The sequence below is a fragment of the Thermococcus sp. 9N3 genome (assembly GCF_012027685.1).
Lineage (GTDB): Archaea > Methanobacteriota_B > Thermococci > Thermococcales > Thermococcaceae > Thermococcus > Thermococcus nautili.
Genome location: NZ_SNUV01000003.1, coordinates 76,483 through 98,915 on the forward strand (window position 1 = coordinate 76,483; position 22,433 = coordinate 98,915).

Here is a 22,433-nt window from a genome sequence, read left to right on the forward strand (position 1 = left end):
TATTTACCTTCGTTTCCAACTTTAAGCGGTGGGAGCATGGGCGAGATTATCGAGGTGATTTACGAGAACGGCGTGCTGAAGCCCCTCAAACCTCTCAAGCTGAAGGAGGGGCAGAGGCTCAGGGTGAGGATTTACCACGAGGACTTCCTTGAGCTGGCGAGGGAGATGAGGAAGCAGGTAACGCCCGAAAAGTTCAGGGAAGACCCGACGGACTATCTCCTTCGCTTAAGGGAGGAGGAAACATGAGGGTCGTAGTTGATACCTCCGTTGTTTTCCACCTGTTTTCCAGCTTCTATCCTGAAAGGGCAGAAGTCGCCGAAAGAATCATAGAGTATGCACAGTTGGGCTCGCTTGAGCTTTACGCTCCCCGCTTGGGGGAAGTTGAGTTCGTTGCTGTTCTCTCAAGGTATTTTGAGCGAGAGCAGGTTGAAAAGGCGCTAACCTACTACAGCGAAATAGTTGCGTGGGTTCCTGAGGAACTGCTCATCGAGGAGCTTCGGGAAGTGGCCTTTCAGACGCATCACAAGGCTTCTGATATCTATTTCATCGCGACCGCCCGTTACCTTGACGCGGTTCTTGTTACTAACGACAGGAAGATGGCCGGGCTGGCCAAGTCCCTCGGTTTGGGGGCATTTTATCTCGTTGAGGAATCAGATGCCTTCTTCAAACTCCTGGAGGTGGGCTCATGATAGTTATAATGGACAACGGGGGCCAATACGTCCACAGGATTTGGAGAACGCTCCGCTATTTGGGTGTTGAGGCGAAGATAATCCCCAACACCACCCCGCTTGAGGAAATCAAGGCGATGGAGCCGAAAGGAATAATCTTCTCAGGTGGTCCAGACATAAACAAGACGGGCAACTGCGAGGCCATTCTGGAGCACTACGACGAGTTCAACGTCCCAATCCTCGGAATATGCCTCGGCCACCAGCTCATAGCGAGGCACTTCGGCGGAAAGGTCGGCAGGGGCGAGAAGGCCGAGTACAGCCTTGTCGAGATTGAAATAATCGAGGAAAACGACCTCTTCGCCGGCTTTCCGAGGAAACTGAAGGTGTGGGAGAGCCACATGGATGAGGTGAAGGAGCTCCCGCCGGGCTTCAAACTGCTCGCGAGGAGCGAGACCTGCCCGGTTGAAGCTATGAAGCACGAAAGCTTGCCAATCTACGGCGTCCAGTTCCATCCGGAGGTGGCGCACACCGAGCGCGGGGCCGAGGTCTACAGGAACTTCGCGAGGCTCTGCGGGGAGCTCTAGCTCAGCTAGTCGGTCCTCTCTTCACCTTTCCGCAACGGATTTACTCATCATCGCCTCATCATCGCCCCGCACTATCTCGAGGGAGTACGTCAGCTCGGCACCGCTCAGCTTGACCTGGGCCGAGGCGGAGCAGTACTTGTCCTGACTCAGCTCTATGGCTCTTCTCGCCTTTTCCTCCTTAACGTTTCCGTAAATCCTGTAGTGAACATGAACCTTGGTGTAGACCTTCGGGTATTCCTCCCTTCTCTCGCCGGAAATCTCAACTTCGAGGCCTTCAATCGGCTCGCGCATCTTCTTGAGAATCATAACCACATCGTAGGCGGTGCAACCGGCGACGCTGAGGAGAAGGAGCCTCATTGGGCTTATTCCACCGTCCCCCAGGATTATCGAGCACCCACCGTCCTCCATCGAGCCGACGAACTGCATTCCATCAACCCACTTGACACGACCCTTCACGCTCATGCTATCACCGTAGTCCCTACCGCGTGAGTTTTAAAGCCCTTTCCTCAACCTCTGGTTATGTACATTCGACCCTTCGACCCCTGGAAGGCGAAGCTCTGCACGTGCCCATTCAAGTACACGCTGAACGTTTACACCGGTTGCGACCACGCCTGCGTTTACTGCTACATAACGAGCTATATCCCAAACGCCTTCCGCGTGAGGACGAAGGAGGGTCTCTTACCAAAGCTGGAGAGGGAGCTCAGAAAGTTCGACAGGCGCTACATCATAGCCCTCTCCTACTCCTCCGACCCCTATCCGACGGTAGAACGCGAGCTCGGGATAACGCGGAAGGTTCTTGAGCTATTCAGACGCTACGACGTCCGCTGTCTTCTCCTCACCAAGTCAGACATCTTCGAGCGCGACATAGACCTTCTGAGCGAGCTCCGCTGTGCCGTCGGGATAACCGTAACTACGGTTGACGAGCGGAAAGCCAAACTTCTCGAGCCCAACGCCCCATCGCCGAAGGCGAGGATACGGGCTCTTAAAAAGGCCAAGAAAGCAGGGATTCCTGTTTACGCGAGGATAGACCCGATAATTCCGTTCTACACCTGGGAGGATTTTGACGAGACTCTCGACGCTCTAAGCTTTGTGAGCCACATCACAGTTTCAACCCTCAAGCTGAGGTCGGACTCCAAGAGGAGGATGTTCGCGAAGTTTCCGGAGCTTATGGAAAAGCTGTGGCCACTCTACGAGAGGGGCGAGAGGATTGGTGGTTACTATTACCTCCCAATGGAGATACGCTTCCAGATTCTGCGCGAAGCTGAGAAAAAGATAACCGGGAGGGGCATCACGTTTGGTTCGTGTCGGGAGGGTTATCGCTCGTTTCCGAGCTGTGACGGCTCTCATCTTGTTCCTTAGCGAGCTCCTCGCGGATTTCAGCCTCGATTGCCCTTCTCTTCATTTCGTCACTTTCCTCATGCCTCTTTAATGAGGCCTCAACCAGGGCCCTGTACAGGGGAAGCATCTCGGGCAGGTGCTCCGGCTGCCACTGGACGCCGAGGATGAAGCCTTCCTTGCCCTCAATTGCCTCTATCAGACCGTCAACGGCGAAGGCAACCTGCCTAATTCCCTCTCCGACCCTCTTCACGGCCTGGTGGTGGAAGCTGTTTACCCACGCCCATCCCTCGTTGGTTCCCTCGATGTTCAGGCTCTCGCGCAGGATGGAGTAGAGGGTCGAGTCCGCCTTTATTCTGATGGTGTGAAGCCTCTGCTCCGGCCTCGTGCTTCCAAAGCTCCAGTCGTGCTTTATCGCCTTGGGGATGTCGTAGATGTCCTGGTAGAGCGTTCCGCCGAGGGCGACGTTGATTACGTGCATTCCCCTTCCTACCCCGAGGATTGGAATTCCTGCCTCGACGGCGAGCTTTACCAGCTCAATTTCGAACTCGTCTCGAAGAACGTCAACTTCCCTGAGGCTCGGCGAGGGGTCCTCCCCGTAGAAGCGCGGGTGGACGTCGGGTCCTTCAATGAGCAGTATCCCGTCGGCAACTTCTATGATGTCCTCGGGCTCGATTTCGGGACTGAAAACTGCTGGAAGTCCGCCGGCCTCTATAACGCGCTTTATGTGTGCCCTGCCGGCTGAAAGGGACTCGCTCCAGGGAGAACCTATGATTGCTATCAGGGGTTTCATGCCACCACCGATGGAAATCTGGGAAAGAAAAGGGTAAAAAGCTTTTCCTCACTTCTTGAGGGCCTTGATTTCTTCCTCAATGACCTCCGCCAGGCGCTTAACGCCCTCTCTGATGGTGTCCTCGGGAACGTAGGTGAAGTTCAGCCTGAGGGTGTTCTTGACGTCGCGGTGGGCGAAGAAGGCCTCACCGGGGACGTAGGCGACGCCCTTGGCGACGGCCTTCTCCATCATGAGCTTGGTGTCTATTCCCTCCGGCAGGGTGACCCAGACGAACATTCCTCCGTCGGGCTTGGTCCACTCAACGCCTTCGGGCATGAACTCTTCAAGCGCCTCAAGCATTGCATCGCGCCTCGGCTTGTAGAACTCGATTATCTTCGGGATGTGCTCGTCGAGGTAGCCGGCCTCAACGTACTTCCACGCTATAACCTGGGCGAGGGTGTTGGCGCAGAGGTCAACGGCCTGCTTTGCTATCTCCATCTTCCTTATGAAGTGCGGGTGTGCCGAAACCCATCCCAAGCGGAATCCTGGGGCGAGTATCTTCGAGAACGTTCCGAGGTAGATGACCCTGCCCTCATCGTCGAAGTGCTTTATCGGCGGAATCGGTTCACCAGAGTAGCGGAGCTCGCTGTAGGGGCTGTCCTCCACGATGAGGAAGTCGTACTCCTTGGCGAGCTCTATGAGCCTCTTCCTCCTGTCGAGGCTCATGGTGACGCCCATCGGGTTCTGGAAGGTCGAGACGGTGTAGACGAACTTAACGCGCTTTCCTTCCCTCTTCAGCTCCTCAAGCTTCTCCTCGAGGAGGTCAATCCTCATTCCGTCGTGGTCCATTGGAATGCTCACGAACTCGGGCTCGTAGTACTTGAAGGCGTTTAGAGCTGCGAGGTAGGTGGGTGCCTCAACGACGACGACGTCGCCGGGGTTTATGAAGACCCTTCCGATGAGGTCGAGGGCCTGCTGTGAGCCGGCAACCATCATTATCTCGACCTTGCTCATCGGGATGCCGTAGCGCTTTTCCATCCACTTCGCGAGGGCGAGGCGGAGCGGGGTGAATCCCTTGGTCGTTCCGTACTGCAGGGCCTTGTCGGCGTGCTCCGTGAGAACCTCCTGGGCAATCTTCTTGATAATCTCGACCGGGAAGGTCTCTGGGGCGGGCAAACCGCCGGCCAAGCTGATAACATCGCTTGTCTCGACGAGCTTAAGGAGCTCCCTAATCTCCGAGGCCTTCATCTGAAGGGCCTTCTCAGAGAAGAATGACTCGAAGTTGAGGGGCTCGGATGCGAGTTTTCCCATCAGTTTTTCTTCCATAGCCACCACCTCAATGAACATGCCTGAGCACGTCACCAAATCTATACACTAAGAACTTCGGGTCTTTCGTTATAAACCTTTCCCAACGCCCAGATTTGGCCTTTACAAAGGTAAACACGGCTTCCTTCGGCAATTTAAGGACACCGAAGGACTTTTGGTGACATTGATGCACTAAAAACACCCCAAAGCCCCTTCGGGTTCTTGCGCCTTTTCAGAAAAAATATAAACCCTGTCTCCTAAACCTGAGTTTACCGGGAGGTGATAGCGATGCCAGTGGTGAAGGAAGTCCTTGAAATAGCGGAGAAGATAAGGAACATGGAGATACGCGGTGCAGGGAAGATAGCCCGTTCAGCTGCCTACGCGCTCCAGGTACAGGCCGAGAAGAGCCAGGCCAAGACCGTCGATGAGTTCTGGAATGAGATGAAGCAGGCCGCGAAGATACTCTACGAGACGAGGCCAACCGCGGTTTCCCTGCCCAACGCCCTCCGTTACGTCATGCACAGGGGCAAAATTGCCTACTCAAGCGGCGCCGACCTTGAACAGCTCCGCTTCATCGTCATCAACGCCGCCAAGGAGTTCATACACAACTCCGAGAACGCGGTCAAGAGGATAGGAGAGATAGGGGCGAAGCGCATCGAGGACGGCGACGTCATAATGACCCACTGCCACAGCAAGGCCGCGATAAGTGTCATGAAGACCGCCTGGGAGCAGGGCAAGGAGATTAAGGTCATCGTGACCGAGACGAGGCCCAAGTGGCAGGGCAAGATTACCGCCAAGGAGCTGGCTTCCTACGGAATTCCGGTTATATACGTCGTCGATTCAGCGGCGAGGCACTACATGAAGATGACTGATAAGGTCGTCATGGGGGCCGACAGCATAACTGTCAACGGCGCGGTGATAAACAAGATTGGAACGGCCCTGATAGCGCTTACCGCCAAGGAGCACAGGGTCTGGACGATGATTGCCGCTGAAACCTACAAGTTCCACCCCGAGACGATGCTCGGCCAGCTCGTCGAGATTGAGATGCGCGACCCAACGGAGGTCATTCCCGAGGAAGAACTCAAGACCTGGCCGAAGAACATCGAGGTCTGGAATCCGGCGTTCGACGTTACGCCTCCAGAGTACGTTGATGTCATTATCACCGAGCGCGGGGTCATTCCGCCGAGCGCCGCCATAGACATCCTCAAGGAGGAGTTTGGCTGGGCGCTCAAGTACCGCGAGCCCTGGGAGGACTGACTTTTCCCTCTTTTTCCACCGATACCGTTTAAAACTCCTCGCCCTTCTATACCTGAGGAAAGAAAGGAAGGTGATGCTCATGAAGGTTTACATTGCCGAGAACGTCAGGGGCATTTACGCCTTCGACGAGAGCGGGAAGCTCATCGCGAGCAAACCCTTCAGCGGGAAGCCGGAGGTAAGCCTCGACAGGCTTTTGAAGGGCGAACCGAGCGACGAGCTTTTAGTTCTCCTCGACGAGCTGGGCGGAGAGGGCTACGAAGAGTTCATCGTTGAGGATACCGAGCTGAGCAGGAAGCTCAAGGAGCTCGGCTACAACGCCACTGCCGAGTTCCCGAACCTTGCCGGAGAAAAGCTCCGCTCAAGCCCGGAGGAGTTCCTCGGCGAGAACTGGTTCGACGAGTACTATACCGTCGGCGTCGCTCTGACGAGGCTCCGCATACAGGAGCAGAGCGGTGCGCGCGACAAGATGATTATACAGGCGATAGAGGCGCTCGATGACATTGACAAGGTCATTAACCTGCTCGTTTCGAGGCTGAGGGAGTGGTACGGCCTCCACTTCCCCGAGCTGGACGAAATCCTGCCCAAGCACCCGCAGTATGTAGCATTTGTCAAGGAAATCGGCCCGAGGGAGAACGTGAGCAGGGAGAAGCTTGAAAAGCTCGGCTTCTCCGAGGGCAAGGTTGAGAAGATTCTCAAGGCGGCCGAGAAGTCAATGGGAGCACCGCTCGGCAAGTTCGACAGCGAAATCATAAGGAAGCTCGCCAGCGAGATTTCCGACCTCTACAAGCTGAGGGAGCAGATTGAGGACTACCTTGAGACCGCGGTTGGTGAAGTTGCTCCGAACCTGAAGGCTCTCGTCGGTGCGAAGCTCGCCGCAAGGCTCATGAGCCTCGCGGGAGGCCTTAAGGAGCTCGCCATGATGCCGGCATCGACGATACAGGTTCTTGGCGCTGAAAAGGCCCTCTTCAGGCACTTAAGAACTGGTGCCAAGCCACCCAAGCACGGCGTCATCTTCCAGTATCCTGCAATAAACCGCTCGCCCTGGTGGCAGAGGGGTAAGATTGCGAGGGCATTAGCTGGAAAGCTGGCCATAGCTGCGAGGGTTGACTACTTCTCGGGCGAATACATCGGCGAGGAGCTCAAGAAGGAGCTTGAGCAGAGAATCAAGGAAATCAAGGAGAAGTATCCGAACCCGCCCAAGAGGAAGGCCAAGCCCGAGAAGAAGAAAAAGAAGAAGTTCAAGGGCAAGGACAAGAAGGGCAAGAAGCACGAGAAGGGCAGGAAGGAGAAGAAGGGTAAGGGCAAGCCCGATAAGAAGGGTAAGAAGAAAAAGAAGGGCAAGAGGTGAGGTAGATGAAGGTTAAGAAGCACAGGTTCCCGGGCGTTTACATCGTCATCGATGACGACGGGAGCGAGAAGATTGCAACCAAGAACCTCGTTCCCGGCCAGAGGGTTTACGGGGAGAGGGTCATCAAGTTCGAGGGCGAGGAGTACAGGATTTGGAACCCGAGCCGTTCAAAGCTTGGCGCGGCCATACTCAACGGCCTCAAGAACTTCCCGATTAAGCCCGGCTCAACCGTTCTTTACCTCGGAATAGCGAGCGGAACCACCGCTTCCCACGTCAGCGACATCGTCGGCTGGGAGGGCAAGATATTCGGCGTCGAGTTCTCGCCGAGAGTTCTCAGGGAGCTCGTTCCGATAGTCGAGGAGAGGAGGAACATCGTTCCGATACTCGGCGACGCAACGAAGCCCGAAGGCTACCGCGCCCTCGTCCCGAAGGTTGACGTCATCTTCGAGGACGTCGCCCAGCCGACGCAGGCGAAAATCCTCATCGACAACGCAAAGGTCTTCCTCAAGAGCGGCGGCTACGGCATGATTTCGGTCAAGAGCAGGAGCATCGACGTCACCAAGGAGCCGGAGGAGGTCTTCAAGGAGGTCGAGAGGGAGCTTTCCGAGTACTTCGAGGTCGTCGAGCGCCTTAGTTTGGAGCCCTACGAGAAGGACCACGCGCTCTTCGTTGTGAGGAAGCCCTGAGCTTTCCTCGTCAATCGTCTAAACTCTTTTTCACTTTTACCGAAAGGCTTTTATAAGGCCCGTTCCAACCCCCGGCAGTCAGTTCTCAAGGTGATGCCCATGAGGAAGCTACTGAAGCCGAAGAGGGAAGTGGGCATCGTCGGCTACGGTGCCTACGTTCCGATGTATAGAATCAAGGCCGAGGAGATAGGAAGGGTCTGGGGCGTTTCGAGCTTTCCAATAGAGGAGAAGGCCGTTCCCGGTCTCGACGAGGACGCGCTCACCATAGGGCTTGAAGCTGCCAGAAACGCGCTCAAGAGGGCCGGAATTGACCCCAAGCTCATAAGGGCGGTCTGGTTCGGCTCGGAGAGCAAGCCCTACGCGGTTAAACCCACAGGCACGGTCATAGCCGAGGCAATCGGCGCAACTCCCGACGTCAGCACGGCCGACTTCGAGTTCGCCTGTAAGGCCGGAACCGAGGCTCTGCAAACAGCTATCGGCTTCGTTGGCTCGGAGATGGCCGACTACGCGATGGCCATCGGAGCCGATACCGCCCAGGGAAGGCCCGGCGACCACCTCGAGTTCACTGCAGGAGCAGGAGGAGCGGCCTTCATAGTTGGCCCCAAGAGCTCCGAGACCGTTGCCTACTTCGAGGGAAGCTACTCCTACGTTACCGATACTCCGGACTTCTGGAGGCGCCAGCACGAGCACTACCCGAGGCACGGAAACCGCTTTACCGGTGAGCCGGCCTACTTCCATCACATAATCAACGCGGCAAAAACGCTGATGGAGGAGCTGGGTCTTACCGTCAACGACTTCGACTACGCGGTCTTCCACCAGCCCAACGTCAAGTTCCCGCTCACCGCTGCCAAAATCCTCGGAATCCCGAAGGAGAAGGTCCTCCCGGGACTTCTCACCGGCAAGATTGGAAACACCTACAGCGGTGCAACGATGGTCGGCGTTTCAGCGGTTCTCGACATAGCCAAGCCCGGCGACAGGATTCTGTGGGTTTCCTTCGGTTCCGGAGCCGGAAGCGACGCCTTCAGCATCGTTGTTCAGGACGCCATAGAAGAGAAGAGAGACCTCGCGCCGAAGGTTAAGGACTACGTTGAGAGGAAGAAATACATAGACTACGCCCTCTACGCGAAGGCGAGGAGGAAGTACATCCTGTGAGGTGGTGGGGATGAGGAAGGCGGTCATAATCGGAGCGGGCATGACGCCCGTTGGCGAGCACTGGAAGCTCTCACTTAGGGATTTGGCCGTTGAGGCCCTTCTCAAGGCGATGGAAGACGCTGGCGTCGATAAGGTTGACTCCCTCTACGTCGGCAACATGGTTTCGGGCCCCTTCGTCGAGCAGGAGAACCTCGGCGCGCTCATAGCGGACTGGGCAGGTCTCGGGAACATTCCCGCGGTTAAAATTGAGGCGGCGTGTGCCTCCGGAGGTGCCGCCGTTCAGGAGGGCGTCAAGGCCGTTCTCAGCGGGCTTGAGGACGTTGTTGCCGTCGTCGGCGTCGAGAAGATGACCGACGCCTGGCCGAGCGACGCGACCCGCTACCTGGCCTACGCGGCAGACGCCGAGTGGGAGCTCTTCCACGGGGCCAGCTTCGTGGCTTTGAACGCGCTCATAATGAGGCACTACATGAAGACCTACGGCTACACCGAGGAGGATTTGGCCCTCTTCGCTGTCAACGCCCACGCCAACGGCGCCAAGAACCCCTACGCGATGTTCAAGAGGCCCATCAAGGTTGAGACCGTCCTGAAGAGCCCCTACATAGCCGACCCGCTCAAGCTCTTCGATGCTTCCCCGGTCTGCGACGGTGCCGCCGCCGTGATAATAACCACCCCCGAGAAGGCCAAGGAGCTCGGCGTTCCGAAGGAGAAGTGGGTTGAGGTCGCTGGAATGGCGCGCGCCATAGACACCATAAACCTCGCCAACAGGGAAGATTTGCTCACCCTCAAGGCGGCGAAGATAGCCGCCGAGAAAGCCTACAAGATGGCGGGAGTTGAGCCTAAGGACATCGACTTCTTCGAGGTTCACGACGCCTTCACGGTCATGGCCGCGCTGAGCTTGGAAGCCCTCGGCGTCGCAAAGAAAGGAGAAGGAGCGAAGCTCGCCAGGGAGGGCCAGATAGCGATTGACGCAGATTATCCGATACAGACTATGGGCGGACTCAAAGCGAGAGGCCACCCCGTTGGAGCTACCGGCGTTTACCAGACGGTCGAGGCGGTTCTCCAGCTCCGCGGTGAGGCGCCGAACCAGGTTCCCGACGCCGAGGTCGGCCTGACCCAGAACATCGGTGGAACCGGTTCGAACATAACCGTTAGCATCTTCAGGAGGGTGTGAAGATGGCCCGTCCGATGCAGGTTTCCCGCTACTGGAGGCACTTCCGCGAGAAGTACAGGCTCATAGGCGGAAAGTGCGAGAACGGCCACGTCTTCTTCCCATACAGGCAGGTTTGCCCCGTCTGCGGTTCAAAGAACGTCGAGGAGTACGAGTTCAGCGGAAAGGGCAAGGTGCTCACCTGGACGATAGTGAGGAACCCGCCGAGCGGGTTTGAGTACTACAAGCCCTATCCCTTGGCCCTGGTTCAGCTTGAGGAAGGGCCCGTCGTTCTGGCCCAGCTGACGGACGTTGACCCGGAGGAAATCCACGAGGGCATGGAAGTTGAAGCCGTGACCAGAAAAGTCAGGGAGTTCGAGGAGGACGGTATAATCCTCTACGGCTACAAGTTCAGGCCCGTTTTGAAGTGATGGAAATTTTTATCCCTCTTTCTTCCCAATTCTCGTTTGGGTGAGGACATGGCCATAGAGGTTAAAGTCCCGATTAACGGGGAGGAACTGAGGAGACTCCTTGAAGGAAGGGAGAAGAAAAAGAACTGGGACAAACTCTTTGGGATAGCCAAAGGGCTTCCTGAGTTCAGGGAAGAAGACCGGGTGGACGTGAGGATATGATAGTTATCCTCGACATTTCGCCCTCGTGGAACTTATTAGGGGCACCGAGAAGGGAAAAGCTGTTCTTGAGATTCTCAACTAATCTGAGCTGGTGATTATTCCGACGCTTGTCCTGGCAGAGCTTAGTAGTTTCTTGGAGAGAAACGGGGTTGATTTGAGCATAGTGGAGACGATAGCCGACATGGGTTTGGTCGTTCCCTTGGATAAAGAAGTGGCAATCAACGCGGGGAAACTGCACGCGGAAATACGCAGGAAGAACAAAAACAAGCACGTTTCACTCGCAGATTGCATTATCTCCAAAACTGCCAAGAGGTATGGAGCGCTCGTAGTTACGACCGACCATCACTTTCAGCTTCTGGGAGATGCTTTAATCATTGAAGGGTAGGTTGCCTTTTCTATCCCCCTCGAAGCGTTAGGCTTATAACCTGAGTGTACCTTTCCTATACCATGAACGTAACACTTGGAGTGATACTGGCGCTTTCGGCGGCCTTCGTCTGGGCCCTAGCATCGGTGCTCTCAAAGGTCTCGATGAGAGAAGTCAACCCCCTCTCGCTTAACGTTATCAGACTGCTCCTCAGCGCACTCTTCTACGTTCCCCTCGTTCTTTATATCGGCGTCCCGGGCTTCTCGGCCCTTCAATGGGGCATCCTCGCGGTTTCTGGAGTTCTCGGTTTCACGCTCGCCGACTGGTTCTTCCTCGAGGGTATGAACCTCCTCGGTGTGTCGCGGGCGGCAATCCTCGTGACGGCCCATCCGATAATAACGATGTTCGTGGCCCACTACACCCTCGGCAGACCCCTCACGCTGGGCCTCCTCCTCGGCGCGTTCTTCATAGTGATGGCGGTTCTCGTAATCGCTTCCGAGGGCTCACGTGGCGGTGGGATAAACTGGAAGGGCCTCGCCTACGTCTTCTCGGCCCAGCTCCTCTGGACCTTCGCCGTAATCGTGACGGACTGGCTCGTGGTGGGTGAGAGCGCCTTCGCGGTCATCGGCCTGAGAATAGGCTTCGGCGCTTTGGCGTCGCTTGCCTTCCTTCCAAGAATAGGAGACGACGTTAGAAAGCTAAACGCGCGTGGCTGGGGGCTGGTGTTTATCATAACGCTCCTGGGCACGATACTCGGCCAGTACTTCTTCGCCTTGGCCCTGAAGTTTGCTGGCTCAAGCATCGCGACCCCGGTAACTGAGTCGAGCCCCATAATGGCGTCAATAATGGCGGTGCTCTTCCTAAAAGAGAGGTTCACGGGGCGGCTTGCCCTTGCCCTCGTCCTGGCGACCCTGGGTGTTCTTCTGATAGGCCTCTACGCCTAAGCCCTCTCAATTCTCATCCTGTCCCCGCTCTCGAACTCAAGCTCGAGCTTCCCCTTCTCCATCCTGACCTTCACTCCGTCAACCACTGCCTCTATCTTCCCGTCCTTCGCTTCGACGCCGAGCATCTCGGCAACTTCCTCGACGCTCTTCAGCCTTCCGCTCATCGTAGTTTCGAGGGTCTCGCTCCCCTCTATCGTGACCTTGAGCTTTCCCTTTCCTTCCCTTATGAAGCTCTCCTCTTTCATGTTCCTCACCTTGTCCGGGCTTGGAGGCTGAATGCAGGGCATTGCAACCACCAATGAAGCTACTTCTCGTCCGCGCTTATCACCTTTTCGGCAGGCTTAACCATCCTCACCCAGATACCATGCTTTCCAGCCTCTCTGAAACCGTACTCCTCGTAAAACCTCTTTGCCCGCTCGTTCTTTTCGCCGACCCAGAGCTCTATCCTTTTTCCCTTCAGGTACTCGAGGCACTTCTCCATGAGCTTCCGCCCTATTCCATGCCCCTGATACCTCCTGTCCACGGCGAATTCGTGGATTGCCCCCACGGTTTCCCCTTCGTACTTGCTGTACCAGTTGTCGTCGCAGACGATGAAGCCGACTATCTCGTCGCCGATTTTTGCAACGAAGAAGCCGTCCTTGGCCTTGCTCCAGCACCACCGCAGGTAGCGCTTCGCGTAGCTCTCGCCCTCCCCGCCGTACTCTCGCATTCCCTCGTAGGCGTTCATGTAAATCTCTATCAGCCTCTCAAGCGTTTCCTGGTCGAGCTTTTGGAGTTTCTCTATCTTCACTTCCGTCATCATTGATACCCTCATCGTCGGGTTTAAAAAGCCTGACTCCGAGCTTTGAGCGGTAGAGAAGGTGGTAGCTATGAGCAAGGCCAAGCCACGCTACTGCGAGATTTGTGGTGCGCCCATTAGGGGCCCGGGCCACAGGATAAGGCTCGAAGGTGCCGAGGTTCTCGTCTGCGACCGCTGTTACGAGAAGTACGGCCGAAAGAAGTCCGGCTTCAGCATAATGCCCACTGGAAGGGAGCCGAGGAGAAGGCCCGTCTCAGCTCCGAGGCCGAAGAGGGAACCGAAGCCCTACCGCGAGAGACCGCTCTACACCGAGGAAATCGTTGAGGACTTCGCCGAGAGGGTTTACAAAGCTATACAGAGGAGCGGTAAAAGCTACGAGGAGCTGTCCCACGAGATTGGGCTTTCGGTGAACGATTTGAGGGCCATAGCGCACGGCTACCGCGAGCCAACCATCAAGGAAGCCAAAAAGCTCGAACGCTACTTCAAGATTACGCTCATCGAGCGCGTCGAGGAGGAGGTAAAGGAGAAGAAGACTATTCCAAAGGACTACGAGCCAACCCTCGGCGACATCGCCAACATCAGGATACGGAAGAGGAAGAAGTGAAGTTTAAATTCCTTTAGTTCTATTTACTTTGGTGGTTTCAGTGGGCGAGATAGTTGTGAAGGTGCCCTCTGGAATGGAGCGCCTCATTGAACGGAAGATAAAAATTATACTTGAGCGGGAGATGGGGAAAGGGCTGAGCAGAGCTGTTCTTTCCAAGTACCTTGGCAAGTTCAAGGGGGATGTCAATGAAGAAGACTGGTACCTCCAGTGATTTGGGGAGAAAGAAGGACTAACGTCCTTCCCTAAACCTCCTCGAACTCCCACTCTTCCTTCTCTCTCCTCTTCTCGGCCTTCCGCCGGGCTTCTTCGGCCTTCGTCCTCTTCGGGGGGTGGAAGCCGCGGAGCTTCTCAAAGCTTCCCCAGAGGCGCATTAACTCCTCCCAGACCTCTGAATCCGGCGGGATTACAAGGATATGGGCCGGGGGGTGAATGTCCATCAGCCTTCCTATGGCCTTCCTCGGCGGAAGGTCAATCTGGGCAACGACGTGGGCCTTAAAGCGCTTTCTCGGCTTCTCGCCACTTATCTTTTCGAAAGCCCAGTCCGAAAGTGCCGGCGGGATTATCCTCGGGTCACCGCGAATCCTCATGCCCCCGTATCTCACGAGGTCGGCCAACGCGACGCTCGCCTTCTGAAAGTTGTCGGTTCTAACTAAGACAATCGTGTTTCTCATGTTCTCACCACCCCTCACTCAACCGGTTGTCTTTTAAACCTTCGCCGATTTTAGTTACCGAAAGTTTTAAAAACTTTGCGTTTCTAAAAATGTCGGAGGCTTTTTAAGCATCAAAACGGAAGTGGGGGGGTGATAACATGTATCTGAAGAAGAGGCACCTTGAGATACTCAGGGAAATGAAGAAGACCGAGAGCCAGGCCGAGATTGAGGCCAAACTGCCGGAGGAGTTCCAGATAAGGGCAATCGAGCTCTACATTATCGGGTTTGCCGAGCTTGATGGTGGAAAGATTAAGCTTACCGATGCCGGAAGGAAGCTCCTCGAGATAAGCGACTCCCTGAACCTCGACGAGCTTCCCGACCTCATAGCCGATACCGAAATAATGAAGATGCTTGAGCTCCTCGAGGAGACCGGAAAGGTCCCCGAGAGCTGGCTCGAGAAGCTGAAGGAGAGGAAGCTCGCCGATGAGAACGGCCTCACCGAGTTCGGAAAGGCGCTTCTTGCGCTTTACCGCGAGACCCACCCCGTCGTTTACCTGACCCCGGAGATAGTCTCGTTCCTCAGGGGAATGCCGAAAATCGGAACCCTCGATGAACTTGTAACCTACAAGAACTCCAAGCTCTACGGCGACAACATCGTGAACGCCCTTCAGGCCATGCGTTTGCTCCTGATTTCACCGCCGACCGAGAATGGAAGGGCCTTCGCAACCACTCCCGCGGCGAAGCTCGCCCTCAAAGCCGTCAGCATGATTCCGGTATTTGCGAGGGCGATAGTCCTCAGGAAGGAGGACTTTGAGGCCCTGAAGGCCGGAAGGAGCAACGCCGAGCTTGAGAGCATGGGGCTCACCGACGAGAAGGGAACCACAGAGTTCGGAAAGGCCGTGATGGAGACCTACGAGGCGATGGGCAGGGTTGAGGAGAAGGTTCTCCCGATTTACCTGCTCGACGATGAGCTTGCAGTCCTCAGGGCCATCAAGGAGATTGAGGAGAAGTACGAGACCAACCCAGATATACTGCCCACCGAGAAGGAAATAGCCAAACGCGTTGAGGTCGAGGACCTTGGAGCCATACTGCACCTCCTCGAGAGCAAGGAGCTGGTTGAGAGGAGGCTCGTCAAGAACAGAGACACCTACTGGCTCACCGAGTGGGGTAAAGAGGCCATAAACTTCGGAACCGTCAGTCCCGATGCCATGAAGGCGGTAACCTACGCCGAGAGCGGTGACGTGCCAATAGCCGAGTGGGTCATCAGGGCCCAGGAGGAGGGCGTTGTCAAGGCCGGCGTCACCGACAAGGGCAGGTTCTACCTCAAGCTCAGCAGGAGCATAAAGAGGAAGCCGTTCCTCACAAGATACGACGCCGCTATACTCGCCAAGACCCCGAGGAAGAAGTACATCCACAGGGATGAGCTGGTTGAGCTGGTCAAGGACTACGTTGGCGGAGACGAGAAGGAAATCATCAGGGCAATCGGCGAGGCGGAAGCGAAGGGCTTCGTCGTTGAGCTCCAGAACGGCATGGTCAAACTGACCGAACTCGGAGATAAGGTTAAGACCGCCCTCGAGAACGCCAAGCTCCAGGAGATAGTCAAGGTCAAGTTCAGCGTCACGCCGACCCTCTACAACGTGCTTAAGGTAATCTACGACAACATCGAGACCTTCAACAGAATCTGGAAGGAGAAGGGCGAGGTCAAGGGCTACAAGATGGAGGAAGTGGACGTCATCAGGAAGCACCTCAGCCTCAGCGACGACGAGATAAAGAAAGCTTTAACGATGCTCCGCCAGCTCGGCTTCCTCGGAAGCAAGAGCCTGACCGAAGCTGGAAAGGTCCTCGTTGAGGCCTACCTTTGAACTTTTTCTTCTTCGATGTTCCCTTTTGAGCATAAAGCTTTAAAAAGCGACGGCCCTCATTTATAAAGGGGTTTTTAAACCCACCATCCGGAGGTGTAAACCTTGGTGGACATGAGCAATGTAAAGCTCAGGATTGAGAACATCGTCGCTTCTGTTGACCTCTTTACGGAGCTGAACCTTGAGAAGGTTATTGAAATATGCCCCAACTCGAAGTACAACCCGGAGGAGTTCCCCGGAATCATCTGTCGCTTCGATGAGCCAAAGGTTGCCCTGCTTATATTCAGTTCCGGGAAGCTCGTTGTTACAGGTGCTAAAAGCGTCGAGGACATCGAGAGGGCCGTCAACAAGCTCATCCAGATGCTCAAGAAAATCGGCGCCAAGTTCCACCGCGCTCCCCAGATTGACATACAGAACATGGTCTTCAGCGGTGACATCGGCATGGAGTTCAACCTCGACGCAGTCGCTTTGAGCCTGCCCAACTGTGAGTATGAACCGGAGCAGTTCCCAGGCGTCATCTACCGTGTGAAGGAGCCGAGGGCTGTCATACTGCTCTTCTCCTCCGGTAAAATCGTCTGCTCTGGAGCCAAAAGCGAGCACGACGCCTGGGAGGCCGTTAGGAAGCTCCTCCGCGAGCTTGAGAAGTACGGTCTAATCGAGGAAGAGGAGGAGTGGTGAGGGGGCTTGGCCTTCTCCGTTATCTATTCTCCCGTTTTTCTTGAGCACAGACCCGAGAACTATCACCCTGAAAACCCAGACCGGTTGTTGAGGGCAGTAAAGGCCCTCCAGCGGTTGAACCTGTGGAAGCCCATCGAGCCGGTTCCCGTTCCGGAGGAAGAACTCCTGAAGGTCCACTCAAGGGACTACGTTGAGCTCGTCCGCGAGAGCAGCAGAACCTTCTCGTACCTCGACCCGGACACCTACGTCTCCCCCGGCACGTGGGAGGCCTCGCTCCTCGCCTTCGGAGCTTCAAGGCTCGCCGTCGAGCTGGCCCTGAAGTTCGGAGGCCTCCACCTTGCCCTCGTCAGGCCACCTGGCCACCACGCCGGAAAGGCCGGAAGGGCCTTCAACGCCTCAACGCTCGGCTTCTGCATCTTCAACAACGCGGCCTATGCGACAAAATCGGCCGAGGAGCTCGCTGGAAAGGTTCTGGTCATAGACTTTGACGCCCATCACGGCAACGGGACGCAGGAGATACTCTGGAACGACCCCAACGCGGTGCATATAGACCTTCACGAGAGGGACATCTACCCCTGGAGCGGCTACGAGCACGACGTCGGCGGGAAGAATGCAGAGGGGACGAAAATCAACCTGCCGATGCCCCACTACTCTGGAGATGACGACTTCATCTACGCTTGGAACGAGATTGTTCTCCCGGTCTTGGCCCAGTTCAGGCCGAAGCTCGTGGTCGTCTCTGCTGGATTTGACGGATTCCTCGGCGAGAACCTGACGACGCTTCGCCTTAGTGAACTCTTCTTCGCCTACGCGGGCTCAACGCTCTCGCGCTATCCGCTCGCGGTGATTTTTGAGGGTGGCTACTCGGTCGGCCTTGACAAAGGTTTGCCTGCCTTTATCAGGGGCTATCTCAGCGGGGAAATCCGCGAGGTTCCGGTCAGTCCATCGTATGAGGCCCTGAGAACGGTGGCGAGGGTGAAGGAGATACAGTCGGAGTGGTGGGAGTTCTGACTCAGGGGAGGGTAAGTGGCTTACCCGGGGGTAAGTTGATTTACGCCGCTGGGAAGAAAAGAAAAAGGAATCAGCTGAAGCTCGCGAAGCCTATCTCGTACAGCTGGCGGAGCATGCGGAGAACTTTCCTGGCCGTGTGTTTGAAGCGGAAGTTTTCTTTCTCCTTTTCCCAGTTTTTGAGCATGCTTAGAACAGCTTCCCTTCCAAGGTCTTGAACTCTAGTTTTCGCGTTCTCTGAGAGGCACAGCTTTAAGATGGCTTTCAAAGGCTCTTCGAGCTTCTTCCTGTTCCCGTGGAACTTGGGGAGGACTTTCATCAGGAGTGCGAGGTCGAAGATTTCGTCATCGTCCCTGAATTCCACGATGCCTTTGTCCTGGCTCTCCTTGGCGCTCTGGAAAAACAGCGCAATCTCGTCAACGACGCGATAGCCGAAGTGCATATCGTAGGGTTCAAGGGCGTTGTTCAGTTCAATGAGAACTTTCCAGTAATCTTTATTCTCTTCTTTATTGTTCTTTAGCGTTCTAACGGCGTTATTCATCTCCTCCTTTGAACGAGCGAGGAATTTGTTCTCTTCGCCGCGAAGGTCGGTTAGGATGGAGTCTCTAAGGGCTTTGATTGTTTCGGGTGATGGCTCTGACTCCGAGTCCTGTGGCGGGTAGTTTTCGAGGTCAACGTCGTGGAACTCCACAACAAAAGCTCTGTCAAGAACCTTTGGACTGAAGGAGTAAGTGGTCTCGTCCATGTTCACGGTTCCAATGATGTAAAGGTTTGGCGGGAGTTTGAGTTCCCTTGGAATCTCCCCTTCTTTTTCAACCTTCTCAACCTCGTGGAGCGGTATGGGTTCCCTTGTGAATCCATTCTCGTCTCTCCCGCTCTCAAGGACGCTGAGGAAGTCGGCGAAGTAGTACTCGACGTGGGCAAGGTTCATCTCGTCGAGAATAACGAAGTAGGGCATGGCGTTCTCACGGTTTTTATCGTAGTCCTCGATGGCTTTTAAAATGAAATCAAGCAGTTGTGTTCTCTGATATTCTCCGGTTAGGGGATTGTAATAACCGAGCAGTGCCTTTGAGTCCCTCCAGTCCGGGCGGACGGGGAGGAACAGGAGGTTCTCTTTGGTGGGGTCAATGAGTTGTGCAAGTTCTTGGGCTATCTTGGTCTTTCCGGTTCCTGTCAGGCCAGAAAGAATTACAAAGCCCTTGGTTTTGAGCGCTGTATAGAACTGGGAAACGAGATAGGGTGGGTAGAGGTAGCCTCTTTTGAAAAGATATCCCGTGAAGTTCGCATCTTTTTTGTGCTCCTCCTTGAGGCGATATTGTGAAGTACTTGTAATCATACTATTTCCCACTTCCCCCAGCAGCTCAAGAAGTTTCTCCGTTGTTCTAAGTTCCAGCAGGTTACTAAACATGGATACTGAATACCATTCGCTGTTCTCTTTAATGAGAGCATCTAACCCAGTGATGCCTTCAGCTGGGATAGGTTTCAGAAGAAAGACCTTTCTATATCTTCCAGTTTTGCCCCAATACTCGGAGTCAAATTTGTCACAGATAACCGCCCATGAAGAAGCGTGCAGACTCAATAACTTTTTCTCTTTTCTAATTCCAAAGAGAACGATGTCACCAATGCTGGGGACTTTTTCATTAGCTTTTCTCCCCCATGCTCTCGTGAATCCTGCATTGTAGAGCTCCTGCTCTCTATCACTAAAACACTCTTTGATGACTTTTATGTCTACTTCTTGGTTCACTGTTTGCCTATAATTCTTTGAGGGCTGGGATTTAAACGTCTGTATGAATATCCTTCTGTCTCTGAGCCACCAGCCAAAATGGTCAGCTTCTAGAAGAGTTACTTTTTTCCCACAAATTTGAAACATAATGTCCCTGAGCAATTCCAATCTCTTCAATACCTCTGAGTATTTCTTTGGTCGTCCCCAGCCAAATAACTCGAAGTACCACTTTGTTGTGTTGTTCCAAGGAGCAAAGTATTCTGGGTAATAAAAAGCTAATGCTTCTGTCAGTGACCCTTTCCCTAGTCCATCAATTTCTTCTTGCCATGCTTCTAAAATTTTGTCAATGTTCTTTCTAATGTCCTCAGGTGATGTTGAAATGAGAACTGATACAAACTTCTCCATGATTACATCTAGTCGTTCTTTATCTCGAAGGTGAAATCTCTGAAGGTTTCTGCCAGAATACAGAAGACTGAATGCCTTCTTAAGCAGGTTGTGGTCTTTATTCCTCCCTGCCTGTTCTATCAATTCTTTAAATTCCCTTGGACTGCTATTCAGCCAGTCTAAATTCTTTTTTTCAATGTCGAGATGCAGGCAGTATAATCTTATCAAACCCCTAAGAGTTTTTTCGTTAATCATTTTGCCACCTCCGGAATAAAACTCAAGTATCCGATTCCGGTGGGGATTTCAATTGAGATTGATTTTATTTCAAAATCTCTGGTTTTTCTATGGTGAACATCAAAAAACACACTCCTCCTTCCCGGGTATAGCACCACCGCGAACATGCATCCTAACGCGTCCCTGTATGTGTGCATCTTGTAAATGTCCTCCAGCTTTGCCCAGGTCTCGTAGTTTCCGGTTCTCTCCGCGGCCTCGTCCAGCTCGTCCAAGTTCTCAACTTCTTCGGTTCTATCAACAACGTCGAGCTTGAACTTGGCGTCGAAAACGCCTATAATTTCCGTGCCCTTCTTTGAGGGGTCGCCATTAAATAGTGAAAAGTCCGGCCTCAGCGTTACGGAGTAGCTCCACTTTCTCGGGGTTAGCCTTTTGTTGTAGTAGAGCCTCCAGCCGTTGTGGAATTGTGCGTAAACGTCTCCGCTTTCTGATAACTCTCCTGCAGGCGTGACAACGATGTGGATGCCCTTCTCCCCAAGGACTCCGCTAAGTTCCTCCACGAGCCTGAAGAAAGCCCAGTACTCGTAGAGCTTCGCCATGTCCCTGTTATCTATTGCCTTTTGAAGCCCCTCAAAGAAAGGCGAGTATGCCGTGAACTCCCGGTAAAGCTCAAGCAGGTCGCGGTAGCCGTCGCCCTTCAGTAGAGTTTGTGAGGTATATGGGAATAGCGTCATGTCCCCTATCTCTTCCCAGACGCCTTCGCTTCGAATGAACTCAAGCTCTTCAAGGAGCTCCCTAATGGGCTTTAGGTCGGTCTTTTTCCCGTCCTCGAAGGCGTTTATTACCCTCTCACCCCACTCGAGGAGAATGTCGAGAAAATGCTTTGCAAACCTGTTCTCCGGGGTGTCAAAGCTCTCGTACTTTCTACTTCCGAGAACTTTGGTGGGCACGTAGCCGTTCAGGTATCTTGCCACAAGAACGCCCTCTCCAGCCGGTGCCAGGTATCCCGGGTGTTCGGTGATTGAAATCAGCGTTTCTGGGGTTACGTCGTCGACCTCGTCGGGCCTTAGCCACTCTTTCTCCACTCTGAGTTCTCGCTTCATTCTGTGCACAACCGTTTCAAAGGCCTCGATGATTCGAGTTTTGTTTAAGCGGAGGTAATGGTAAGCAAAGAGCTCGTTTACGGGCTCATCGCTTTCTTCCACTGCGAAGCCCGTTGGCGATTCCAGCTGGAAGGGCATTGAGAGGGAGTATTCTACCACATCTTCAACGAGCCTCTCTACAAACAAATCTTGGACTTTCGAGATAAGCGCTATCCCACGTTCTTTTATGGAAGCAGAGACGTTAGGATATATTTTCAAAAATTTGAGCGAAAGAACCTTCACGGGACGGTTAAAGACGATTTCCCCGTTTTTAACACCCGTTATCTCGGTTTTCCCGATGAAGTTCTTGAACGAAATCAAGAACTGTCCGTTTTTCAATTTCCTCGCCGGTATTCTGCCAACGAGAATTTCATCGGCATCAATTTCAGGTTTGAGCAGGTAATCAACCCACTCAAAGAGATGCCATCGCTCGCCGTCTGAAAACGCCCAGCATCCGCTTTTGGTTGATGTTATCTCCTTCCCCTCTATGCACTCCACCGAGGGACACCAGAGTTACTAACAGAATGAGAATTAATAAAAATTGTGGGGCCTCAAAGCCCCAGCATCTCCTTCGCGGCCTTGACGCCCAAGTCGAAGGCCTTCATGTTGACGTCAACGGCCTTCTTCGGCACGCTGACTTTTATGACCTCCCTGACGTGCTCCGCCGAGAGCGGGAAGCCCGGTGTCTCAGTCAGCGCTCCGATGAGGACGACGTTGGTTGTTATGATGTTGCCGGCCTCCATGGCGAGCTTCTCGGCGTCGAAGGCAATGAACTTGGCCTCAAAGTCCTCCTCGACGACCTTTCTAATCTCTTCGAGGCTTGGATAGGTGGCGAGGCCCATCGAGACCTGAACCGGCGGAATCGGCCTCGCGTTGGTGAAGACCAGACCGCCTTTCTTGAGGTAGTTGATGTAACGGAGGGCTTCGACCGGCTCGAAGCTCAGTATGACGTCGGCCTTGCCCTCTGGAACCATCGCGCCGTAGACGTCCTCTCCAAACCTGACGTAGGCGATAACGCTTCCAAAGCGCTGGCTCATGCCGTGAACCTCGCCAACGCGCACCTTGTAGCCGGCCCTCAAAGCAGCCCAGCCGAGCAGGTTCGCCGCGGTAAGGATTCCCTGACCGCCAACTCCGGTGATAACGATGTTGTACTCCCTCATCTCG

General features: G+C 54.5%; 27 protein-coding genes. 18 read left to right on the top strand and 9 right to left on the bottom strand.

Annotated elements, in window-relative coordinates:
- The first annotated feature begins 36 nt into the window (after positions 1–36).
- The 3 genes from E3E30_RS10020 to E3E30_RS10030 are packed head-to-tail and all read left to right on the top strand — an operon-like array spanning position 37 to position 1,252.
- A complete protein-coding gene (locus tag E3E30_RS10020) occupies positions 37–246 on the top strand; it encodes an antitoxin AF2212-like protein (protein WP_167729466.1) in 210 nt (69 codons plus the stop codon).
- Positions 243–689, top strand: a complete 447-nt coding sequence (locus E3E30_RS10025) for a type II toxin-antitoxin system VapC family toxin (RefSeq protein WP_167729467.1) — start codon at positions 243–245, stop codon at positions 687–689. Before E3E30_RS10020 ends, E3E30_RS10025 begins: the two co-directional genes overlap by 4 nt.
- Positions 686–1,252: a GMP synthase subunit A gene (locus tag E3E30_RS10030; RefSeq protein WP_167729468.1), complete on the top strand. Its 567-nt coding sequence runs from the start codon at positions 686–688 to the stop codon at positions 1,250–1,252. Before E3E30_RS10025 ends, E3E30_RS10030 begins: the two co-directional genes overlap by 4 nt.
- Positions 1,253–1,273: 21 nt before the next feature.
- Here the strand turns inward: E3E30_RS10030 and E3E30_RS10035 are convergent, their stop codons facing one another.
- Positions 1,274–1,714 carry an OsmC family protein gene (locus E3E30_RS10035; RefSeq protein WP_167729469.1) on the bottom strand — a complete coding sequence of 147 codons (441 nt, stop codon included), beginning with the start codon at positions 1,712–1,714 and terminating at the stop codon, positions 1,274–1,276.
- A 57-nt stretch (positions 1,715–1,771) separates the two neighbouring features.
- On the opposite strand from E3E30_RS10035, the gene E3E30_RS10040 reads away from it, so the two are divergent.
- On the top strand, positions 1,772–2,611 hold the full coding sequence (locus E3E30_RS10040; protein ID WP_167729470.1) for a radical SAM protein: 840 nt from the start codon (positions 1,772–1,774) through the stop codon (positions 2,609–2,611).
- Here E3E30_RS10040 and E3E30_RS10045 read toward each other — a convergent pair.
- Both E3E30_RS10045 and E3E30_RS10050 read right to left on the bottom strand, forming a co-directional pair.
- On the bottom strand, positions 2,541–3,380 hold the full coding sequence (locus tag E3E30_RS10045) for a gamma-glutamyl-gamma-aminobutyrate hydrolase family protein (RefSeq protein WP_167729471.1): 840 nt from the start codon (positions 3,378–3,380) through the stop codon (positions 2,541–2,543). The two genes, E3E30_RS10040 and E3E30_RS10045, sit on opposite strands and share 71 nt — an antisense overlap.
- Positions 3,381–3,428: 48 nt before the next feature.
- A complete protein-coding gene (locus E3E30_RS10050) occupies positions 3,429–4,685 on the bottom strand; it encodes a PLP-dependent aminotransferase family protein (RefSeq protein ID WP_167729550.1) in 1,257 nt (418 codons plus the stop codon).
- Between the two features lie 267 nt (positions 4,686–4,952).
- On the opposite strand from E3E30_RS10050, the gene E3E30_RS10055 reads away from it, so the two are divergent.
- The 9 genes from E3E30_RS10055 (at position 4,953) to E3E30_RS10095 (ending at position 12,194) form a co-directional block, all read left to right on the top strand.
- Positions 4,953–5,921, top strand: coding sequence for a ribose 1,5-bisphosphate isomerase (locus E3E30_RS10055; protein WP_167729472.1), 969 nt, complete (start codon positions 4,953–4,955; stop codon positions 5,919–5,921).
- Positions 5,922–6,000: 79 nt separating this feature from the next.
- On the top strand, positions 6,001–7,269 hold the full coding sequence (locus E3E30_RS10060; protein WP_167729551.1) for a C/D box methylation guide ribonucleoprotein complex aNOP56 subunit: 1,269 nt from the start codon (positions 6,001–6,003) through the stop codon (positions 7,267–7,269).
- Positions 7,270–7,274: 5 nt separating this feature from the next.
- Positions 7,275–7,955 carry a fibrillarin-like rRNA/tRNA 2'-O-methyltransferase gene (locus E3E30_RS10065; protein WP_014123188.1) on the top strand — a complete coding sequence of 227 codons (681 nt, stop codon included), beginning with the start codon at positions 7,275–7,277 and terminating at the stop codon, positions 7,953–7,955.
- A 99-nt stretch (positions 7,956–8,054) separates the two neighbouring features.
- The gene (locus E3E30_RS10070) at positions 8,055–9,107 is read left to right on the top strand and encodes a hydroxymethylglutaryl-CoA synthase (RefSeq protein WP_167729552.1); all 1,053 of its coding nucleotides are present in this window, start codon (positions 8,055–8,057) and stop codon (positions 9,105–9,107) included.
- 10 nt (positions 9,108–9,117) lie between these two features.
- On the top strand, positions 9,118–10,278 hold the full coding sequence (locus E3E30_RS10075; protein WP_167729553.1) for a thiolase domain-containing protein: 1,161 nt from the start codon (positions 9,118–9,120) through the stop codon (positions 10,276–10,278).
- A 2-nt stretch (positions 10,279–10,280) separates the two neighbouring features.
- On the top strand, positions 10,281–10,685 hold the full coding sequence (locus E3E30_RS10080) for a Zn-ribbon domain-containing OB-fold protein (protein ID WP_167729473.1): 405 nt from the start codon (positions 10,281–10,283) through the stop codon (positions 10,683–10,685).
- A 36-nt stretch (positions 10,686–10,721) separates the two neighbouring features.
- Complete coding sequence (locus E3E30_RS10085) at positions 10,722–10,886, top strand: hypothetical protein (RefSeq protein ID WP_167729422.1); 165 nt, start codon at positions 10,722–10,724, stop codon at positions 10,884–10,886.
- Between the two features lie 91 nt (positions 10,887–10,977).
- Positions 10,978–11,271: a PIN domain-containing protein gene (locus tag E3E30_RS10090; protein ID WP_245599220.1), complete on the top strand. Its 294-nt coding sequence runs from the start codon at positions 10,978–10,980 to the stop codon at positions 11,269–11,271.
- A gap of 62 nt (positions 11,272–11,333) precedes the next feature.
- Positions 11,334–12,194, top strand: a complete 861-nt coding sequence (locus E3E30_RS10095; protein ID WP_167729474.1) for a DMT family transporter — start codon at positions 11,334–11,336, stop codon at positions 12,192–12,194.
- Here the strand turns inward: E3E30_RS10095 and E3E30_RS10100 are convergent.
- Both E3E30_RS10100 and E3E30_RS10105 read right to left on the bottom strand, forming a co-directional pair.
- Positions 12,191–12,481, bottom strand: a complete 291-nt coding sequence (locus tag E3E30_RS10100) for a hypothetical protein (RefSeq protein WP_167729554.1) — start codon at positions 12,479–12,481, stop codon at positions 12,191–12,193. The genes E3E30_RS10095 and E3E30_RS10100 overlap by 4 nt on opposite strands.
- A gap of 17 nt (positions 12,482–12,498) precedes the next feature.
- Positions 12,499–12,996 carry a GNAT family N-acetyltransferase gene (locus E3E30_RS10105; RefSeq protein WP_167729555.1) on the bottom strand — a complete coding sequence of 166 codons (498 nt, stop codon included), beginning with the start codon at positions 12,994–12,996 and terminating at the stop codon, positions 12,499–12,501.
- A 67-nt stretch (positions 12,997–13,063) separates the two neighbouring features.
- Here E3E30_RS10105 and E3E30_RS10110 point away from each other — a divergent pair, with 67 nt between their 5' ends.
- The gene (locus E3E30_RS10110) at positions 13,064–13,597 is read left to right on the top strand and encodes a multiprotein bridging factor aMBF1 (RefSeq protein ID WP_042691882.1); all 534 of its coding nucleotides are present in this window, start codon (positions 13,064–13,066) and stop codon (positions 13,595–13,597) included.
- Between the two features lie 31 nt (positions 13,598–13,628).
- The gene (locus E3E30_RS10115) at positions 13,629–13,808 is read left to right on the top strand and encodes a hypothetical protein (protein ID WP_167729423.1); all 180 of its coding nucleotides are present in this window, start codon (positions 13,629–13,631) and stop codon (positions 13,806–13,808) included.
- A 31-nt stretch (positions 13,809–13,839) separates the two neighbouring features.
- Here the strand turns inward: E3E30_RS10115 and E3E30_RS10120 are convergent, their stop codons facing one another.
- Entirely contained in the window at positions 13,840–14,268 is a 429-nt protein-coding gene (locus E3E30_RS10120; protein WP_167729556.1) for a DUF356 domain-containing protein, read from the bottom strand.
- 137 nt (positions 14,269–14,405) lie between these two features.
- Between E3E30_RS10120 and E3E30_RS10125 the strand changes: the two genes are divergently transcribed.
- The 3 genes from E3E30_RS10125 (at position 14,406) to E3E30_RS10135 (ending at position 17,792) form a co-directional block, all read left to right on the top strand.
- Positions 14,406–16,109 (top strand): DUF505 family protein, encoded by a 1,704-nt coding sequence (locus E3E30_RS10125; RefSeq protein WP_167729475.1) that lies wholly within the window; start codon positions 14,406–14,408, stop codon positions 16,107–16,109.
- Between the two features lie 102 nt (positions 16,110–16,211).
- Positions 16,212–16,784, top strand: a complete 573-nt coding sequence (locus E3E30_RS10130; RefSeq protein ID WP_042691874.1) for a TATA-box-binding protein — start codon at positions 16,212–16,214, stop codon at positions 16,782–16,784.
- Positions 16,785–16,790: 6 nt separating this feature from the next.
- A complete protein-coding gene (locus E3E30_RS10135) occupies positions 16,791–17,792 on the top strand; it encodes a histone deacetylase family protein (protein WP_167729476.1) in 1,002 nt (333 codons plus the stop codon).
- Between the two features lie 70 nt (positions 17,793–17,862).
- Here the strand turns inward: E3E30_RS10135 and E3E30_RS11385 are convergent, their stop codons facing one another.
- From E3E30_RS11385 to E3E30_RS10150, 3 genes are read right to left on the bottom strand one after another with little or no spacing between them, the layout of a single operon-like run.
- Positions 17,863–20,151: an AAA family ATPase gene (locus E3E30_RS11385; RefSeq protein ID WP_240922690.1), complete on the bottom strand. Its 2,289-nt coding sequence runs from the start codon at positions 20,149–20,151 to the stop codon at positions 17,863–17,865.
- On the bottom strand, positions 20,148–21,767 hold the full coding sequence (locus E3E30_RS10145) for a DUF2357 domain-containing protein (RefSeq protein ID WP_167729477.1): 1,620 nt from the start codon (positions 21,765–21,767) through the stop codon (positions 20,148–20,150). Before E3E30_RS10145 ends, E3E30_RS11385 begins: the two co-directional genes overlap by 4 nt.
- Positions 21,768–21,820: 53 nt before the next feature.
- Positions 21,821–22,429 carry an indolepyruvate oxidoreductase subunit beta gene (locus E3E30_RS10150; protein ID WP_167729558.1) on the bottom strand — a complete coding sequence of 203 codons (609 nt, stop codon included), beginning with the start codon at positions 22,427–22,429 and terminating at the stop codon, positions 21,821–21,823.
- Positions 22,430–22,433 lie beyond the last annotated feature (4 nt).

What these genes read in the sequence shown, in the direction of transcription:
- E3E30_RS10020 (WP_167729466.1), top strand. Translation starts at nt 37, where the DNA reads ATGGGCGAGATTATCGAGGTGATTTACGAGAACGGCGTGCTGAAGCCC.
- E3E30_RS10025 (WP_167729467.1), top strand. Translation starts at nt 243, where the DNA reads ATGAGGGTCGTAGTTGATACCTCCGTTGTTTTCCACCTGTTTTCCAGC.
- E3E30_RS10030 (WP_167729468.1), top strand. Translation starts at nt 686, where the DNA reads ATGATAGTTATAATGGACAACGGGGGCCAATACGTCCACAGGATTTGG.
- E3E30_RS10035 (WP_167729469.1), bottom strand. Translation starts at nt 1,714, where the DNA reads ATGAGCGTGAAGGGTCGTGTCAAGTGGGTTGATGGAATGCAGTTCGTC.
- E3E30_RS10040 (WP_167729470.1), top strand. Translation starts at nt 1,772, where the DNA reads ATGTACATTCGACCCTTCGACCCCTGGAAGGCGAAGCTCTGCACGTGC.
- E3E30_RS10045 (WP_167729471.1), bottom strand. Translation starts at nt 3,380, where the DNA reads ATGAAACCCCTGATAGCAATCATAGGTTCTCCCTGGAGCGAGTCCCTT.
- E3E30_RS10050 (WP_167729550.1), bottom strand. Translation starts at nt 4,685, where the DNA reads ATGGAAGAAAAACTGATGGGAAAACTCGCATCCGAGCCCCTCAACTTC.
- E3E30_RS10055 (WP_167729472.1), top strand. Translation starts at nt 4,953, where the DNA reads ATGCCAGTGGTGAAGGAAGTCCTTGAAATAGCGGAGAAGATAAGGAAC.
- E3E30_RS10060 (WP_167729551.1), top strand. Translation starts at nt 6,001, where the DNA reads ATGAAGGTTTACATTGCCGAGAACGTCAGGGGCATTTACGCCTTCGAC.
- E3E30_RS10065 (WP_014123188.1), top strand. Translation starts at nt 7,275, where the DNA reads ATGAAGGTTAAGAAGCACAGGTTCCCGGGCGTTTACATCGTCATCGAT.
- E3E30_RS10070 (WP_167729552.1), top strand. Translation starts at nt 8,055, where the DNA reads ATGAGGAAGCTACTGAAGCCGAAGAGGGAAGTGGGCATCGTCGGCTAC.
- E3E30_RS10075 (WP_167729553.1), top strand. Translation starts at nt 9,118, where the DNA reads ATGAGGAAGGCGGTCATAATCGGAGCGGGCATGACGCCCGTTGGCGAG.
- E3E30_RS10080 (WP_167729473.1), top strand. Translation starts at nt 10,281, where the DNA reads ATGGCCCGTCCGATGCAGGTTTCCCGCTACTGGAGGCACTTCCGCGAG.
- E3E30_RS10095 (WP_167729474.1), top strand. Translation starts at nt 11,334, where the DNA reads ATGAACGTAACACTTGGAGTGATACTGGCGCTTTCGGCGGCCTTCGTC.
- E3E30_RS10100 (WP_167729554.1), bottom strand. Translation starts at nt 12,481, where the DNA reads ATGCCCTGCATTCAGCCTCCAAGCCCGGACAAGGTGAGGAACATGAAA.
- E3E30_RS10105 (WP_167729555.1), bottom strand. Translation starts at nt 12,996, where the DNA reads ATGATGACGGAAGTGAAGATAGAGAAACTCCAAAAGCTCGACCAGGAA.
- E3E30_RS10110 (WP_042691882.1), top strand. Translation starts at nt 13,064, where the DNA reads ATGAGCAAGGCCAAGCCACGCTACTGCGAGATTTGTGGTGCGCCCATT.
- E3E30_RS10120 (WP_167729556.1), bottom strand. Translation starts at nt 14,268, where the DNA reads ATGAGAAACACGATTGTCTTAGTTAGAACCGACAACTTTCAGAAGGCG.
- E3E30_RS10125 (WP_167729475.1), top strand. Translation starts at nt 14,406, where the DNA reads ATGTATCTGAAGAAGAGGCACCTTGAGATACTCAGGGAAATGAAGAAG.
- E3E30_RS11385 (WP_240922690.1), bottom strand. Translation starts at nt 20,151, where the DNA reads ATGATTAACGAAAAAACTCTTAGGGGTTTGATAAGATTATACTGCCTG.
- E3E30_RS10150 (WP_167729558.1), bottom strand. Translation starts at nt 22,429, where the DNA reads ATGAGGGAGTACAACATCGTTATCACCGGAGTTGGCGGTCAGGGAATC.